12 protein-coding genes and 2 pseudogenes are annotated in these 16,604 nt (G+C 55.0%); 10 read left to right on the top strand and 4 right to left on the bottom strand.

The features are described 5' to 3' along the window. Positions 1 to 38: 38 nt before the first annotated feature. Positions 39 to 1,346, bottom strand: coding sequence for a Fic family protein (locus PG896_RS14450; protein ID WP_021140687.1), 1,308 nt, complete (start codon positions 1,344 to 1,346; stop codon positions 39 to 41). Between the two features lie 254 nt (positions 1,347 to 1,600). On the opposite strand from PG896_RS14450, the gene parS reads away from it, so the two are divergent. From parS to PG896_RS14430, 4 genes are all read left to right on the top strand, one after another. Next, on the top strand, positions 1,601 to 2,053 hold the full coding sequence (parS, locus tag PG896_RS14445; protein ID WP_021140686.1) for a type II RES/Xre toxin-antitoxin system antitoxin: 453 nt from the start codon (positions 1,601 to 1,603) through the stop codon (positions 2,051 to 2,053). A gap of 331 nt (positions 2,054 to 2,384) precedes the next feature. Beyond that, positions 2,385 to 2,963: a hypothetical protein gene (locus PG896_RS14440; RefSeq protein WP_024941319.1), complete on the top strand. Its 579-nt coding sequence runs from the start codon at positions 2,385 to 2,387 to the stop codon at positions 2,961 to 2,963. Beyond that, positions 2,956 to 5,334, top strand: coding sequence for a site-specific integrase (locus tag PG896_RS14435; protein WP_270835841.1), 2,379 nt, complete (start codon positions 2,956 to 2,958; stop codon positions 5,332 to 5,334). Before PG896_RS14440 ends, PG896_RS14435 begins: the two co-directional genes overlap by 8 nt. Further along, the gene (locus tag PG896_RS14430; RefSeq protein ID WP_124812962.1) at positions 5,319 to 8,627 is read left to right on the top strand and encodes a tyrosine-type recombinase/integrase; all 3,309 of its coding nucleotides are present in this window, start codon (positions 5,319 to 5,321) and stop codon (positions 8,625 to 8,627) included. Before PG896_RS14435 ends, PG896_RS14430 begins: the two co-directional genes overlap by 16 nt. Before the next feature lie 490 nt (positions 8,628 to 9,117). On the opposite strand, the gene PG896_RS14425 is transcribed toward PG896_RS14430, so the two are convergent. Continuing rightward, positions 9,118 to 9,318: a helix-turn-helix domain-containing protein gene (locus PG896_RS14425; RefSeq protein WP_010674971.1), complete on the bottom strand. Its 201-nt coding sequence runs from the start codon at positions 9,316 to 9,318 to the stop codon at positions 9,118 to 9,120. Positions 9,319 to 9,449: 131 nt separating this feature from the next. On the opposite strand from PG896_RS14425, the gene PG896_RS14420 reads away from it, so the two are divergent. The 4 genes from PG896_RS14420 to PG896_RS14405 all read left to right on the top strand — a co-directional run bounded on the left by PG896_RS14420 (position 9,450) and on the right by PG896_RS14405 (position 12,199). Continuing rightward, positions 9,450 to 9,659, top strand: a complete 210-nt coding sequence (locus PG896_RS14420) for a hypothetical protein (protein WP_021140683.1) — start codon at positions 9,450 to 9,452, stop codon at positions 9,657 to 9,659. A 15-nt stretch (positions 9,660 to 9,674) separates the two neighbouring features. Next, complete coding sequence (locus PG896_RS14415; RefSeq protein WP_119197633.1) at positions 9,675 to 10,919, top strand: tyrosine-type recombinase/integrase; 1,245 nt, start codon at positions 9,675 to 9,677, stop codon at positions 10,917 to 10,919. After that, positions 10,903 to 11,793 carry an HDOD domain-containing protein gene (locus tag PG896_RS14410; protein ID WP_235663321.1) on the top strand — a complete coding sequence of 297 codons (891 nt, stop codon included), beginning with the start codon at positions 10,903 to 10,905 and terminating at the stop codon, positions 11,791 to 11,793. The genes PG896_RS14415 and PG896_RS14410 overlap by 17 nt, the downstream gene beginning before the upstream one ends. Positions 11,794 to 11,917: 124 nt before the next feature. After that, on the top strand, positions 11,918 to 12,199 hold the full coding sequence (locus tag PG896_RS14405) for a hypothetical protein (protein WP_010674967.1): 282 nt from the start codon (positions 11,918 to 11,920) through the stop codon (positions 12,197 to 12,199). A gap of 63 nt (positions 12,200 to 12,262) precedes the next feature. Here PG896_RS14405 and PG896_RS14400 read toward each other — a convergent pair whose 3' ends face one another. Continuing rightward, positions 12,263 to 13,180 carry a WYL domain-containing protein gene (locus PG896_RS14400; RefSeq protein WP_270835840.1) on the bottom strand — a complete coding sequence of 306 codons (918 nt, stop codon included), beginning with the start codon at positions 13,178 to 13,180 and terminating at the stop codon, positions 12,263 to 12,265. Positions 13,181 to 13,383: 203 nt separating this feature from the next. Here PG896_RS14400 and PG896_RS21205 point away from each other — a divergent pair. Further along, positions 13,384 to 13,536: pseudogene (locus PG896_RS21205) on the top strand (IS110 family transposase); the annotation flags it as partial. A 240-nt stretch (positions 13,537 to 13,776) separates the two neighbouring features. Here PG896_RS21205 and PG896_RS14395 read toward each other — a convergent pair. Continuing rightward, positions 13,777 to 14,037 (bottom strand): annotated as a pseudogene (locus tag PG896_RS14395) (transposase); the annotation flags it as partial. A gap of 130 nt (positions 14,038 to 14,167) precedes the next feature. Here PG896_RS14395 and PG896_RS14390 point away from each other — a divergent pair. Continuing rightward, positions 14,168 to 16,132 (top strand): CHASE domain-containing protein, encoded by a 1,965-nt coding sequence (locus PG896_RS14390; protein WP_270835839.1) that lies wholly within the window; start codon positions 14,168 to 14,170, stop codon positions 16,130 to 16,132. Positions 16,133 to 16,604: the final 472 nt, after the last annotated feature.

The raw sequence follows: 16,604 nt of genomic DNA, 5'->3' as shown, positions 1-16,604 counted from the left end.
TTAATAGATACTCAACTCGACGATTGTCACAGTATCAATCAGCGCCCATGTTGCGCTTTCCACGCGATAAACTCCGAGGGCCGTAAACCATAGCGTGCCAGAACACCTTCATGCAGCCTTCGCAACTCTTCAACAATCAGTGCCTGTACGGCCGATCGCTCTTGCTGCGGGACGTTCTCTGACACCGCTTGTTCAATGGTGCTGAGTGGATCAAGTTGGATCGACGTGACGACCCCACGGACAGTCTGTTTGATAAGATCCCGCCATGCTAGGCGAAGTGGGTCAGGTTCGGCGAGATCCCGCTTGATGGCAAGATATTCTTGGGTTGAACGTTCATAAGCCCACACGTACAGGTCGCGTAGCAGTTCGATGCGGGCCATTTCGTACACACCGAGGGTGGCGCGGCTGTAGGCCTGTTCTGGTACATCGAGGAAGGTGAGCGGGCAGAGGTTGCCACGAAACAGGGGGAGATTCGCGGCCAAGCGGGAAGTGCGTTTATTGATGTCGGCAAAAGGTTGTAGGTAGGGCAAGTGCACCATCATGAAAAACGATTGTTCAAACGGATCGTGGATCTGATTGGCTTTGCTCAGCACCTCGTCCAGCACCTCTTCGATTTGTTGTGCCGTGGATAACGGGCGATAGATACTTTTACTGATGTCGACAGCATGTTGGCGAATGCGCCCCTCATCGGCAGGGTTGGGTAGCAAGTTTTCCGCCAGGGCGCTGTGCAAGTTCATCAGGGTGTAGCGGTTAAATTCGGCACTGTCGATGTTTTCGACCAGTAACTCGATCGCGGTTTTATGGTTCAGGATCATCTGCGTTTCGATGGCTCCCTTACCCCGCGCGGCCTTGCCGTGCTCGATAAGTTCACGGGTGTCTAGCCTGCTATAGGTATTACCTTCCAGGTGGCTCGATGCCCATGATAAGTCGATCAACAAACGGTTCAGGATCGCTCGACTGTATGTGCCGGCAGGCTCATCGATGTCTGTGGTCTTGCCCATGTTGTGCAACTGACGGCGCAGTGATTCGGACAGGTAACAGGTTTCGTTGGGATGATATGCCTGCAAGAAATCATGCTGATAGCCCACGGGCTTGCGGGCTGGGAGGGGCTGGTCGATATAGGCAAGGATATCCAGGCTGTCGGCAGAGAGTGGGATGAACGCGGGGAAACTGTCCACCTTGGCTATCCGGGGCTCGGTATGGCTCTCGGAGTCAGCATGATAGCGGCGAGCCCGTCCTTCGCCTTGGGCTGTGATGTGGCCGCTTTCAATCAGCTTGGCTATCAGGCGCTGTGCGGTGCGTCTGGCAATGCTCGGGTGGCGGCCCAGCAGTTCAGCCAGCGTCAATCCGCTTTCGGATCCCCTGATAGTCTCTAGTAGGTCTGTGGTCGCTGACATCGTGTTTGTTGGCGCGTTTTTCATATATATGGCGCCATTTTGGCGCAGTTAACTAAACTGCGCCAGTTTTAGTGGCAAGTTTGGCGCAGTTTTGCGGTGGCTTCATAGGTTAACGTTTAGGGTTTGAAAGAGTCCTGCATCGTTGATGGTATGGTTTAGATGGGCTAGTTTAAAGGCGCAATGATACAGGGAGCCGCCTCGCCATGTCCTACGCTGCTTATCGTTCTGTTCGCCAGATCCGCCAACCGAAGGGGCTGATGGCCTCGCTGGCCTTGCCCCAGGAGCTTGTGGGGGCGCATCATCTCATTGTGGCTGGAATGGCTCCCTCCATCGTCAATGAACTGGCTGCGTTGCTGGGCTGCGACGTCAAGATAGTCTGTCAGCTGGTTGGCATTGACCGCTCGACGGTGACACGCAAGCGCACTGCGGCGGCCCTGCTGTCCCGCGCTCAGAGTGCCCGTATCTATTCATTCGTTAGTGTGATGGAGGCTGCGGAGTCGCTGTTCGAGGGGGACAGGGGGAAGGCGCTTGAGTGGTTGAACAAACCTGCCCGGGCGCTGGGAGGAAACCCTCCTGCTACTTTCCTGACGACCGCTGTCGGAGCTCAGGCAGTTATCGATCTCATCGGTCAGATTGAGCATGGCGTCGTCGTTTGATGGCGACCTATCTCGCTGAAGGCGTTACCGCTCGACAGCGGTGTCCAGCATGTGCAGGAGAAAGCCAAGTATTGTTCAATTGACGTCACCCGAGTCAGTCACATTCCCCCTTGCATATCGGCTAAATGATCCCGCTCCCTCGACGATTACCCACTTGGTGAATTGCATCTCCATTCCTGACTTCATTCACAGTACCTGCCTGCGGTAGGCCTGCCATGCGCAGGTTCAGAGGTTCGGTGTGTGGCTGAATCGGTTTATCGCTAAGGAACTGTTTGAAAACAAAATACATTTTTATGTAATGTGTTAGTAACGGGTGATACACGGGGTTTATATGAGGACGAAGGAGTCAGGGAACTATCAGATCCATCCGGCGTTAGTCGCGTTTCGTGAGGCGTGGTTGGAGTTGGGCTTCAAGACTGGGCTGCCGATTGCCGATCAATTCCATACGCTCTGGGAGTCAGCCATTATTCTCTATCGTCCCTTGTCGTCAGGCGATGATGTGGGCAGTGCGCTTATGATCGTAGGGCCATTGTTGCCAGTATTGTCTTGGCCGTCGCCAATCAAACCGCCGCCTGGGCAACGATTGATCCCCTGCGGGCTGAATGAGGGTGAGGTCGAGCAGCATCTGGCCGGGGAGTGGCTGAGGTTGATGACGCTGTTAGGGGAGCCCCGTCTCATCGAATGCAGCCGACGAATTTTCAATCGCGTTCTGACAGACGAGCAGCGTCTTAACTGGTTTCAGAAGAAGCGGTTGTCTCAAGACTATTGGGCCAAGGTGTGCGGGTTGTCCCGGGAACAGCTGGCGCATGCTCAGGAGGCGCTGAGCAAGTCCCGGCAAAAAGACAAAAAGAACGGGATGGTATCGGTGCCCGAACCTAACTTCTTCTTGCAGAGGTTAGCCGATGAGTGATGACCTTTCGCAGGAGCAGGCAGTGGAGGGTCTTGACGCTGAACCCGCCCGTTCCCTTACCCGACAGCTGGTGTTTCCGGAGGCGTTGGCCGAGTGGCACCGGCAAATCCTTGAATCGTTGCAAGCCTGCTGTCAGGGGATCCTGGGATTGGATCCAACACTGACCGCGTTGTTGGCCGCCGAGCTGCAGTGGATCGATTCTGTCTCATCCAAAGAGATGCTGCCCCCATCGCCACTCTCTGCCATGCAAATGCGTGAGCGGTTGAGTAAAGATCGGAGACTCAGCCAATTCTATCTCGTTGACGCCATCTTGGCGGAATTGCGTAGTGGCCATAGCCTCAACGGTGAGCTATTTGCTCAGCTCAAGTCCGTGACGATCCTGGCCGTCTTGGCGTTATCACATATCAATTTTTCTCAGGGTATTGCCGAGCGGGACCAAACGGTCGAAGAGGCGCTGCGCAACGTCAGGCTGATGGCGAACAATCAACGTGAGGTGATGATTAAGGCCCTGTCTGAGGTCGATTTTACGCAGCCGATACTGACGCTATTGCAAGCCATCAAGATCCAGAGAGAGCAATATGCCAATAACAAGCAGGTGAGCGTCAATACAGGGGCCTTGGAGGCCCTACTGAGCCGACTCTATAAGGCGCGAGCCAAAGAGATCAAAACGGGTACCCGGTCAACCGGCGAACGCCAGCGGTTCCAACTGGAGGCGCGTTATCAAGAGCAGCTCGACGAGCGGACCCAAATCCTGTTGCTACGGGAGGTTCTGCTGCAGCGCGGCAAAGTCAAACTGACCGAGTGGGAGGGTGAAGAGGAGCGAGGAACCCTCCCTGAGCAGCAGACGCTGCTGGTGTCCTCTCAGCCACAGGGGTTGATGGATATTCAGGCGAGGGTTTTGCAAAGCGCCTCGGTAGCGCTCTCCATGTCGATGCGTCATCTGCAGTTGCCGGCCAACCTTTGGATTGCCACAGCGTCACAGATCACACGCCTCGTCGATGCCTTGATGCCTCAGGCGGTCGATGAAACGGCGTTGCCGGCGCTGTCGATCCTGCTGCAACTGGTGATGGGCACGAGTAGCGAGGACTTGCACAAGCTGCCGGTCTGGCCGAGTACTGAGATTAAATTGCCTGCTCCTGGCTCTCGATTTGCCGATGACGACGGACCCTCAAAGAATGCCAGTGGTATTTGGCGGCTTCCTCATGGGGCGTATCTACAACGCTATGTAGAGGTTGCCCACAGCCGAGTGCATAGGAAATTGCACTCTTTTTTGCCAAAGAGCGACTTATTCTTGCAGCTACCTTTGCCAAAATGGGCCACTCATTTATTGGTTGGACACGGTTGGAGGACATTGAGTAGTAGCGCGCAGGTGGATTGTTTAGCGCGAGCAAATGAGCGAGCTGGCACGGCCTTGACCATGCGACAGCTGCAAAACTACCAGCGTGCTTGGTTGCAAAGAGAGGGGATTGATAGCGCCATTGCCGGTATCCTGCGTGGCAAGGCGGCTCAGCAATGTTCCCCTATGGCCTACAGTCATGTGCCACGTAAAGACGTGTTGCAGATCTGGCGCCGTTATTTGGCCTCCATGGGGATGACCGCGGTGGTGCTGGCACCGGAATTAGAACAAGGAGCTGTCGGATCACGCCTCTATCCTAGCGTTGGCGAGCTTGCTCGACTCCTAGGAAATTATCAGCAGTACCTCTGTGCACGACTCAGTGGGTCACGGCAGCAGCGTCCAACGCTGACGCAATATCATAACCTCCTCGTGCGCCACAGTTTGTTGATCCTCCATCTTTCTACTGCCGCCAGGCCCGTGACGGAGATGTACGGCAGGCGTGGTGATTACTGCCTCATCAGTCGCTTTATCCGGCTGACAGACAAAGAGGGACGATCTGTGAGCTCGGCAAGGTTGGTGCCATTGTCAGCGTTGGCAGTGCAGCAACTGCAAGCCTGGGAGCGCTATTTGACATATTTGGCATGTCAGCGTGAGCCGATGCTTGCGCCGTTAGTGTCGGCGGCGGAGCAAGCATTGAGTGGAGCTGGAGCGCTCCTGTTCTGGGCGGTCGAGGCCAAAGATGGCAGCCTGGAAGGCACAGAAATCGTCACCCCAAATTCGATGATGAGGCAGTTCGAAAATCTGTTGCCCCTGGCGCCAAACTGGCATCGCCATTCGGTGCGCAGCCACCTGCTGGAGCAAGGCGTGGCCACCGAGTTTATCGATGCGCTGCTTGGTCATGAGGAGATGGGGACAGAGTTCACAAACCAGTACAGTAGTGCGGCGTTGAGCGATCTATTTACCCTGACGGACGTGCTGGACAAATGGCATCAAACCCTCGGGTTGAAGGTGATGGGCGAATGGACAATCCACTGATCGATTGGCGTGAACAGCTTCGAAAGGAAGATGAGCGTGCAGCGAACGTTCTTCGGTCTGGTCGGGCTATGCGTCGGGATCGTCTCAAACGTGCTCAGGTGCAAATAGAGCGTCGAGCACTGGATGCGCTGTTGCAACATTTGCCCGGCCTATTCAAGGAGCCAGCCGATGTCCGAGGGTTTGAGTATCTGTGGCCATTGGCGATGAGCACGTTGACGGGCAAGTATAGGCGACAGTCTGAATTCAAGGCTGGGCTGCGAGCCATCCTGCTTTGCCTGCAGCAGGGCAATACCAGCGGGTATTGGCAGTTGCCGTTGCCGACAATCCCCCTGACGGTGCTTCGGCGCCCGCTACCTTACACTGAAAAGTGGTTTGACAAAGCGCAGCGCTGTAGTCAAGCGCTGCTGAACTGGCATAGACAGATCGAGGCCCGCGACACTAGCCTGATCGAAGCTGAAGATTTACTGGCCGACATTCTTCATAGCGCGGTGTTTTACTGCGGTGTACACCAGACGGCGATTTTGCACGCACTGATGCTGGCCATCGCTGAGCGGCGAAGATTATGCACGAATGGCTCAGTTGTTTGGTTGCCTTTGACGTTAGAGAGCAAGGCGTTGGCCACCAATGCGCACGATAGAGCAGGGAAGGGGGTTACCGAGCTCCAGATTTTCCTAAGCCTGCCGACTCTGGGGTTGGTACAGCGCTGGTATCGTCGGCGCGGCAAAACGTTTGAGCTTGCCGTTGAGCTCGACACATTCAGCTTATGGGCCCAGAGACATCTGACTGCACCCCTGCGCGGGATCAAAGAGTTTTGCCAAGGGGCGAGTCTGGTAACCGGTGGGCAAGCCGGGGTCCGCTGGCCACAGATCCTGACTCATGTGGCATCTGGGGCGTTACACAGTGTACCGCTGCCTCATGAAAACTGGCTTTCACTGCATCATCCGACGGTTGCGGATGGTCACCAAGTGGTGTGTTTGGCGCAGGAGGCGAGTACCGGATTAGTCGATAACCTGACGGCAGGCAGTTCCAAGCGTTGGCGCTACCATGGCGAAGACCACCCTTATTCATCCTTACTGGCTCGGTTGCGAACGGTGTTGGCGGAAAAGGAGAGCGCGACTCGCAAGCAGACTAAGGCAAGCTGCCTCGCAGGACTGAACCGGTTGCGCAATGAGCAGACCCTCAGCAAGTCAGAGCAGATCCTGGTTGGGTGGCTACATCAATGCATCGCAAAGAACAAAAACAAGCCTTCGACGCTGCGCAGTTACCTTAGTCGCGGTGGTCAGCAATGGCTTGTTCGGTGCTTTGATCATGATCTCGGCTTATGGGATGGCGATCGTTTTCTGAGCTGTTATCGAGCATTGCTGGAAGAGTATGGGGGGACTTCAAATCTGGTCGTCGACCCGGCGCTCTCTGGTGCGGTTGAACGGACGGACCTGGAAAGATCCTCCTCCGCAGAGCCGGAAAGTTCCTCTTCCGAGGCGCCCGTTAGCCAAAAGAATGCTGTCAGCTACATGGCTGCACGCTTGACCAGCCTGCACAGCTATGCGGTGGCGAGTTACCACTTGGCCCCATTGCCGGAGGAGCTGGTCCCGCGCGAGCGCCAGAGGCCCCATGTGCGTGCCACCTATCTCAGTGAACCTCTCTTTCGACAGTTGCTGCGTGGAATGGAGCGGATGACGCACACCTCATCGAGTTACCGAGAGTGTCTGAGCGCGTTATACATCGTGGCTTATCGTGCTGGACTGCGCTTGAGCGAGATCCAAAAGCTCAGGTTAAAAGATATCGAACGCAGTCCAGAGTGCTGGCTATATATCCGCGATACCCGGCTTGATGATGGCAAGAGTGACAGTGCCACCCGCAAGATCCCCCTGGGGGTCTTGCTGACCCCGGAAGAGCGTACTCGATTGGATGCGTACTTGTCTGGGTTATGGCCGCGAAAGGCGAAAAACGCGAACGCGCTGGCGTTTCCCTCACAGAGCGGTTGGTTGATACCGATGTCGGATGAAGAGATCAGGGGGCCGTTAATCAGTATCCTTCGGCAGGTTGGTGGGAAATACTATACATTCCATCATCTGCGGCATACGGCATTGAGCCGCCTGCAACTGCTGCTACATCACGAAGCTCTGGCACTGCACAGTTTGCCAGGGTGGGCACATTTCCTGCCTTGGTCGGCCGCACAGTGTACCTCTATCTACCAGACCATCACACACTCATCCACTCAGGGGGATTATTGGGCGCTGGCCCAGTTTGCTGGCCATCAGAGCCCGGAGACGACGTTGCACTCATATTTGCATTTTACCCACTGGGTCAATGCAGCGTGTCTGTTGCAGGCCAAGTACGACTGGTCTTTGTCACTGCGACACCACTTCACCGGGCTGTCTCGTGCAAAGCTCACACAGAACGACTGGTTGGAGGGGCCCTTGACATGGCAGCGCTGCCGGGAGGCCCTGCTCCAGTCGCTTTCGCCTTATCTTCAACAGGTCTCCTGGGTCCTGATGGAGTGTGCACCTTACCCTCCCTTGGTTAAACACAAGCTGGATTTTGATGCCGCTCTGGAGCTGATCGCACGGTTCGCACGACATGAAGATATCACCGATCAACTCAATCGTTATCAACTCACACCCGCTATGGTCGATGAGTTAGTTGAAAAAATTCATTTACTTAAAGCATTTAAGACTCAGCGGGGAGCACAGCGATTGCTCTACTCAACGTCACATCATCTGAATTTGCTTCCTGGAGCCTTGCGCAGTCATAAGGAGCAAATCGAACTCCGTAAAGTGGTTAAACTGGCTCGCCAGGTCTATCGCGAGCAACGAGCGGCTTTCATCGAATGGATTGGCTATCTGCTAGTCCGAAGCAATACTCGCAACACTGGGATCCCCTTCACGGATCCACAGATGTTGCAAGCCTTCCTGAGTGTGACGGTATTACTGCTGCCAGCGACACGGATTGCGATCGAGGTACGATGTGGCGCCAAACGGAGTGAAAAAGCCCCATGGCGGGAGGTCATCTCACGCTATCGCGTGAAGAGTGAATTCATTGAAAAAAGTGGGGCTAACCGGGCACTACTGCGAATAATTCATCCTGACGAGGCGGGTATCTGTCAGCGTTCTACTGAGCGGCAGCAAAATGCTGACACGGTAAAACCAATGGCGCGCTACAGCACTCCGTTGCTACGGACAGTCGCCTATGTCGTGGCGCTGAAAGTAATGAGCATCCAAGAGCTGGTATCGCTAGGTAACAAGAAGAAAGCCGACTTTGCACGTCAAACCGCGCGTGAGCTTACAGATTGAACGTGCAACATGCTGAAATAGAATAAAATCTATTTGCTTCGCCATTTTGCCAGCTGCCTGACCACTGCGCGCTGCGCATCTGATGTGGATAGGCCCTGAAGGGGCAGGAATTGCTCTGCTTGCCGGCGCTGCTGTCGAGGGCTGAACCAGCTTTTCCCATCCTTATCCATGTTCCAAGGGCTCGAAACGGCGCATTGGAGTATTGGCAAAAAGTCATCCGTCGTTGCGTCGTGTGATAGCTGGCCACGCAACTGAGCGCGCCAGCGTTTGTGCCAAATCCGCTTGTCTTCAGCTTCAGACGTCGCTGTTGTGTAGCCAAACATGGGGGGCTTTCGTCGACTTCGGCTCATTTCTTGCCCTCATAATGCGTTTCGTTTGAGGTAGCTCGTGGCTCTTCACTTTTGCACTGCCAAGTGTGTTCGACGAAAGCGGGTTGAGGACTTGACGCTTTGTCTGCGTCCTAGCTCTCAGTTGGTAAAGATAGCTATCGTTAATCAACGAACTCATACAGATCTTCAATCTTTACATTGAGATAACGGCATAATGTTTCAATAGCATCAAGTTCTATTCTAGTCGCAGTTTCGTTGTACATGCGCGTAATCGTGCCTCTGTTGAGTCCTGTCTCTCTGGCAACATCGGCAATTTTTAGCCGTTTCTCACCCATGATCTTGGATAAATGACACTTAATCATGCTCTCTCCGTAACCAAAATAATCTCCTGAAGATTAAAATGGCTTGCAATTGTGTTTTCTTGTGTCTAGATTGTTCTTCAGGAGATCAATTTAATCTCCAAGTTAGATAAATCAGCGTTTGGAGAATGATTATGGCATACACCTACCTGACAACAGAAGAGCTCTCTGCTCGCATCAAGTTCGATCCACGTACTATCCGCAATCAGCTGAAAGACTCTGTCCTGCTCGAAGGGCTGCACTATATTCGCCCGTTTGGCGGTCGTAAGTTGTTGTTTCTCTGGGAGCCTATCGAAGAGGAAATGCTCAAGCACAGCGCAATGTTCGAGTCGTTTCAGGGCTAGGGGAGGTGGATTCTTATGGCAACAGTATATAGCCTTAACCAATTGCTTTACCTCGATTTTTGCTTCAAGGGGAAGCGCTGTCGTGAGCGCACTGGGTTACCCGATACAAGCCAAAATCGCCACAAACTGAAGCAGTATTGTGAACGGTTGGAGGCACAAATCACCCTCGGGCAGTTTGATTTTTGCAAAACCTTCCCAAACAGCCCGCGTTGTGGCTACTTCACCAAACTGGCCGAGCGGGAAGCCGTGTTGCGGGCTGGGTGCCCTCTGTTGTCTGATTTTGCTGAGCAGTGGTACCAGGAAAAATCGGCCGAGTGGCGAACCTCCCAGCAGGAGACCATCCGCGACATTCTTGATTGCCATCTGCTGCCGCACTTTGGCAATCAGCCGCTGAGCGTGATCGATAAGTCTGCGATCTTGGCATTCAGGACAATGATCGCTCGTTTGCCCGGGAGAGGTGGCAAGCCGATCTCAGCCTCACGGGTCAACCACATCATGACGCCGCTTCGCATGATGTTGGCAGATGCGGCAGATCGGTTCGGTTTTGACTCGCCCTGGCGCAATATCCGAGCACTCAAGATCCCCCGTAGCAACATCATGCCCTTCAGTCTTGAAGAGATTGGTCGACTGCTGGCAGTGGTGAGGGCTGACTTTCGCCCTTATTACACCATCCGGTTTTTTACCGGGCTACGTTCGAGCGAGATCCACGGTTTAACCTGGCGCCACATCGATTTCGAGCGCCGGCAGATCCTGGTGTATCAGGCATGGGTCCGCAATGAACTGATCCCGACGAAAACCGATGGCTCCTATCGCGCGGTGCAGATGAGTGAGCAGGTTTATCAGGCATTTCTCACTCAACGCGACCGCTACGATGGCAAGGTCTCACCAGATGGGTTTGTTTTCTGCACGAAGCACGGCAGCCCGTTCGAGGATCGCAATGTGGCCAATCGGGTGTGGTACCCATTGCTGTCGTTGTTAAAGCTGGAGAAGCGCAAGCCCTATCAGACAAGGCATACCGCCGCCACGCTCTGGCTCGCGGCAGGTGAGAGCCCTGAGTGGATAGCAAAGCAACTGGGCCATAACAGCACTCAGATGTTATTCCGGGTCTATTCCCGTTACGTGCCTGATCTGTCGGGTCGGGATGGGCATGCCTTTGAGCAGATGTTGGCGGGATTCGAGCAGCAGCGGCTTGCCTCGAAGGCGCTGGCGGAAAGGTGGGATTCACACGATGGGGAGGTGGGTCATGGTACACGTCACTGAATATGCGGATTGCGGCGAACTGATGTGGGCAACCAGACTGGCGGATAGCGAGGGCGAGTATGAGTGTTGGGAATTGTTATCGCCAAAGGCCGTCCATCGAGTCTCGGTCTCAGATAAATGCATGGCAACTATTGCGCCGTCGGGGCAGCTGGTACTGGCAATGCTGGGGATGGAGCAGCAGTCTGTCACATTGCGCAGTTGTCGCGCTCTGGAAGGCATCACAGGGGACGAGGGGCGTCAACTGTGGGAGTTTCACCTTGGTTTGGCCCTCAATGAGTCGCATGGCCAGATGATCCAGGCACTGTGGCGCTTCTATGCCATGTTACCGCCCGGCGGGTTACGGCGCTTTTCCCTCGGGATCCTACGTGACCGGCGTTTTATCACCGGGTTTTATCGAGGCAGGGCGAGCCATCACCATCATCATGACCATGTGGGTGGCTTGCTGGAGCACAGTGTAGAAGTGGCGATGACAGCCAGGATGTTGTGTCGTCAATACCGGCTTGATGGACGCACCGCCGACGTCGCCTTCCTAGGGGGATTGCTGCACGATGTGGGCAAACTCTACCTCTACTACAACGTGGAAGCCGGAGAGGGGATCTGCTCCCAGCATGAAGCCCTGAACTTCATGAAGTTGGAGCCACAACTGCAAAGTCTGATGAGCCAGGATCCCCGGGCATTTGAAGCCCTGTCGGCCTGCTTGTCCGCATCGATTGGCAAGCCGCTTATCCAGTATATGCCGGAGACTATCGTCAAGATGGCGGATCGATTATCGGCCGAAGTATTCAACTGGCGCAGGGTGTTTGCAGGATTGCCCGATTTTTACTGGTTTCGGAAATCGACCAGCGATACGCGGATTTACAAGCGGCTGGATTGATGGCGTGGTCGTGGGCTTAAACCGGTTTTAAAGAAGAGCTGGCAAGATGGCATCACCCACAACGTCCGATGGGGCTCTTGCCGGGGGTAAACAGGTTGCGTGTTGAGATAATGCGGGAGGCAATATGTTGGTAAAAGCGATAGTTCCGACGGAGCAGGTCGTAGATGTTATCTGTGATGTGTGTGGTGACAGCACGACAAAGACAATGGCACAGGAATACGGCACATTGTCAGCCCACTGGGGGTATGGCTCGGTACGGCACGATGGCGAGAGATACGAAGTGCATCTCTGTGAAGATTGTTTCTTTGAGACGCTCGCGTCTTTGCGTCAAAGCCATCGCTCGCAGAATATGTTTGAGGACGATTATGTGCCAGCCGACCCTGATCGTTTTGGTCGGGTGGAATGACGGATAAACAGTCAGGTGCTCGTAGTGGCGTCGTGAGCTGGGCCACTACAAAGCACCAGCCCGCTATGAAATTTGCAAATCTGCATTCTTGAGCTTAAAGACACAGCCTTGCCGGATCAGCTCCTCCCGGTTGGCGAGCACCAGTGGGTAGAGCAGGGGATTATTAGCATGTTCCCCGTTGTAGCTCACCTGCATCCGCTCCAGGGCGTAATGCATCAAGGGGACGCGCTGTTCTATCAGCAACTTGCCGTCGGTCATCGCATAGTCGCTGGCGATAATGGCCTGCTGTTCATCACCCAGACAGGGATTGGGGGTCACCACAGCGACCACCCGATTGTTCCACTCCAGATCCTGATCTCGACCGTGGGCCGAAGCGTCGAGTAGCTCCGGCTTGCCCCGAAAGCGGCTCATCACAAAGTCCAGATAATCCCTCTTCTTCTCGCAATACGCCCGCACATGCCAGCGAATGCCGTCATAGACCAAGGTATGGGGAACTATATTGCGCCCGCTACGCTCGGCCGAACTGAGCGACACATAATCCACATCCACCCGTAACTGGCTGCGGGCCGCCTGCACCAGACCGCGTACGATGACGGGGTCGATATGGCGGTTAGGCACATCCAGGATCTCGATATGGCCGTCACGCAGGTCCATCAGTGGCAGCGCCAAGACACCTGCCTCATGCTGGCGCTGATGCTGCTTCTCTCGGTGCAGCAGCAACAGATACTCATCCACCTTGCCTTCGCTAAAGCGAGGGCTGAACTGGGCGGTAGGTTTGTATCCCTTGAGATTGCGGTCGTACTCCAGCCCTTGTGGCGAGACCTCCTGGATATAGCAGTTGATATCCCTCGACGCCTGCTGGCGGCCAATGTTGAAGGCAGTGCAGAGGTGGTTGGTGGTTAGGCGGCCTTCCCACATCAACACGATCTCCAGCAGTCGAAAACGCAAAGTCTGATCCCAGGTGAGCGCCCCAGCGGTCATATGTGCTCCAAAATGCGACATGTGAATGTAACCAGTATCGGCATGAGTATACAGGCGACATATACTGGCAGCACCAATTGTGTAGAGCAAAGGAGAGGGAAAGTGCGAACAAGTATCCCACGAACAAAAAATGAAAATTTTAGTCATTTAATATCAATGGGTTACCATTAAATGCTCTCGTGCCATATGACTTATTCGCACCTTCCTTAGGCGAATGGGTCGCTAGGCTGGAGGCCGGCCATCACCATCATGTGGTCCTTATCGCCTTGGCCAACAAGATAATGCGAATTTGCTGGAAAGTACTGACATCCGGCAGGGATTACCAACCCTATCCCAACGCAAGCGCAGCCGTTTAACAGATATAACTCATACCCGGTTTTGCGAGCCAAAAACAGATGACAGAAGCGTTCACCCCACGACGTTGCAGCCTGGCTAAAAAAGCAGTCTCTCATGACTGGTAGCTTTATTAGGACGACGACGTGCGGATCCCATCAAGGCCAGAGCCGGAAAACGGCTCACAGATAGGCCGGATACATTGACGCAAACGACTTCTGGAAATCAGTTCAAGCTTGCAGATAAGGAGCAGACCATACATTTTTTAGAATGTCCTTTTCGCGCTCGAGCCGGTTGATGCGGGCTTCCAGCTCCTGGATTTTCTGCTGCTCCGGGGTCAGCGCTTTGCCGATAGGGGTGGTGCCGGTTCGTTCGGATTGAAGCTGCTGAACCCATCGGCGAAGTATGGTTTCACCGACATCCAGTGAACGGCTGGCTTCGGGGACAGAGTATCCCTGGTCGAGCACCAGGGATGCGGCTTCGAGTTTGAATTCAGCAGTAAATGAGCGACGTAATCTTGTCATTGAACACCTCAAGTCATGGTGGCGACTGTACCACCTAAAACGGTGTCCGGGATGATTAGACCACTACATGTTGTTGTTTATGGTAGCGTTTAATTTTAAGCTTTGGGAAATCAACAAGAAGGCATAGCGAATGATCCCCTCTGGCAAACCAAGCCGACTGTCGCCGAGGCTAATCCCTCTTGTGGTTTTTTTGATCGGCCTGTGCTCCACCGTAGTGCTTTACCAACTCATCGTCGAGTCCGTCTATCAACGACAACAGGTCTACTTCGACTTCCGCGCCCGGGAGGCTGCTGAGCGCATCAAGAACCGCATGGCCACCTACCAGCAGGTCCTGCGGGGCACGGCCGGGTTCTTTGATGTGCATGATGATGTCGGACGTGAAGATTTCCGAAGGTATTCCGATCGCCAGGCTCTGGACCAGTACCTGCCTGGCATCCAAGGCGTGGGCTTCGCCAGGGCCATCCGGCCTGCCGATCTGCAAACCCACATCGATCAGGTCCGCGCCGAAGGCTTTCCCTCTTACACGGTGCAACCAGCAGGCCAACGAGACCTGTATTCCTCGATCGTGTATCTGGAGCCGTTTTCGGGACGCAACCTGCGTGCCTTCGGCTTCGACATGTATTCAGAACCCGTGCGGCGCGAGGCCATGCAGCGCTCGGTAGATACGGGTGCCATCGCGCTTTCGGGGCGTGTGCGTCTCCAGCAGGAAACGGGGGTTCAGGAGCAGTCGGGGTTCCTGATCTACCAGGCGATCTACGCTACTGACCAGCCAGCGGCAACCGTAGCAGAGCGCCGGGAACAACTGCGCGGCTGGGTCTATGCACCGTTTCGCATGACAGACTTCCTGTATGGTCTCCTCGGAGAGCAGGAGCGTGACCTGATCATCGACATCTTCGACGGCGAAGAGATGGTTGAAGCGACACGAACTCACTTTGGCAGTTCAGGGCGTACCGATATCCGTCCAGGGTTTGAATCGGTGCATCGGCTGCGCATGATGGGACAAACCTGGACCGTTCGCGTGCATGGCAGCACGAGCCTTCTGCAACGGGTGGACAGAGGGCTACCGATCGTGATCGCGGTAACCGGTGTCTTGCTCAGTGCCATGCTGGCTGGGCTGATGTTTTTGCTGGTGTCGGGTCGGTCCCGGGCAGAAGCGGCGGCCCGCGCGATGACAGAAGACCTGTCTCTGGAGAGGTCTCGATTGAGCGCCATTCTTGAAGGCACCCGGGTCGGCACCTGGGAGTGGAATGTCCAGAGCGGTGAAACCGTCTTCAATGAGGAATGGGCGAGGATCGTTGGATACAAGCTCCAAGAGCTTGAGCCGATCTCCATCGTCACCTGGGTAAAGCTCACGCATCCGGAAGATCTGCAAAAGTCAGAACAGCTGCTCAAGCAGCACTTTGCGGGGGAGTTACCGTTCTACGAGTGTGAGGCCAGAATGCGCCACAAGGATGGGCACTGGATCTGGGTGCTGGACCGCGGGAAGGTGGGGAAATGGGATCGGGATGGCAAGCCTCTCATCATGTACGGTACCCATCAGGACATCAGCCGGTCCAGACAGGAGCTGGATACCTATCACCATCGAGCGCATCATGACGTATTGACCGATCTACCCAACCGGGTCTTACTCGGTGAACGCATACAGCAGGCGCTTGCATTGGCAGAGCGCGAGAACACGCATCTGGCTGTGCTGTTCATGGATCTGGATGGGTTCAAGTCGGTCAACGACACCCATGGCCACGAAGCGGGGGATGTAGTGCTAAAGACCGTGGCCCGCCGTCTCCTGTGTTGCATCCGTGCCTCCGACACGCTCGCCAGGGTGGGAGGCGATGAGTACGTGGCCTTGCTGCAACACGTCAGCGACGAACAGGAGGCGCTCAAAAAGGCCAGCCTGTTCATCTCGGAGGTCCGCCGACCAATCCCCTTGCCTGCGGGTGGCGAAGCACGAATTTCCATTAGTGTCGGTATCGCGCTCTACCCTCAGCATGGAACGACCATCGAGGTGCTCAGCGAGCATGCCGATCAGGCGATGTATCAGGTCAAGAAAGGCTCCAAGAATGGAGCCTTGGTGCATCAGGATAGCGGCTCGGTGTAGCTCTGCGTTCCCGTAGCGTTTAAACGCACCCTGATCGACAACTCCAGATCTTGTGTTGCCGGCGACAGCGTCCACGCATGAAGTTGGTCCATCACGACCGATCAGGCATTGACCGCCGATTGCTTCGAGCAACTGGCCCCACAGATGACCGCCAAGGGCTGGAAAGGGAAGCCGCAGAATTCGGGAAGAATCGTACGCTAAGCCGACTTGGCTTAAGTGCGTTTCCTGTTCCACTGCTCCCTATTCGGGATTTGGGGAGCAATGGAACCAAAACCCAACGTAGGCCCGCCGCGAACGTCCAGTTGAAGTACGCCCTAACTAGGCGTCAGGCCGGAACCTTGGGCCGCGTCAGGATAGGGCCGATTCCAGCATTTTCTGACGCCTCGCCGGCAACCTCTAAATAACTGATCCCAATAGTGCTACACCTTCGCTGTGCCATAGCCATTCCCCGGGAAAGGAGACACGGTATCCA

The organism is Aeromonas sp. QDB30 (genome assembly GCF_027707645.1).
Taxonomy (GTDB): domain Bacteria; phylum Pseudomonadota; class Gammaproteobacteria; order Enterobacterales; family Aeromonadaceae; genus Aeromonas; species Aeromonas caviae.
Note: the sequence above shows the minus strand (reverse complement) of the source record. Positions and strands in the feature narration are given on the sequence as shown.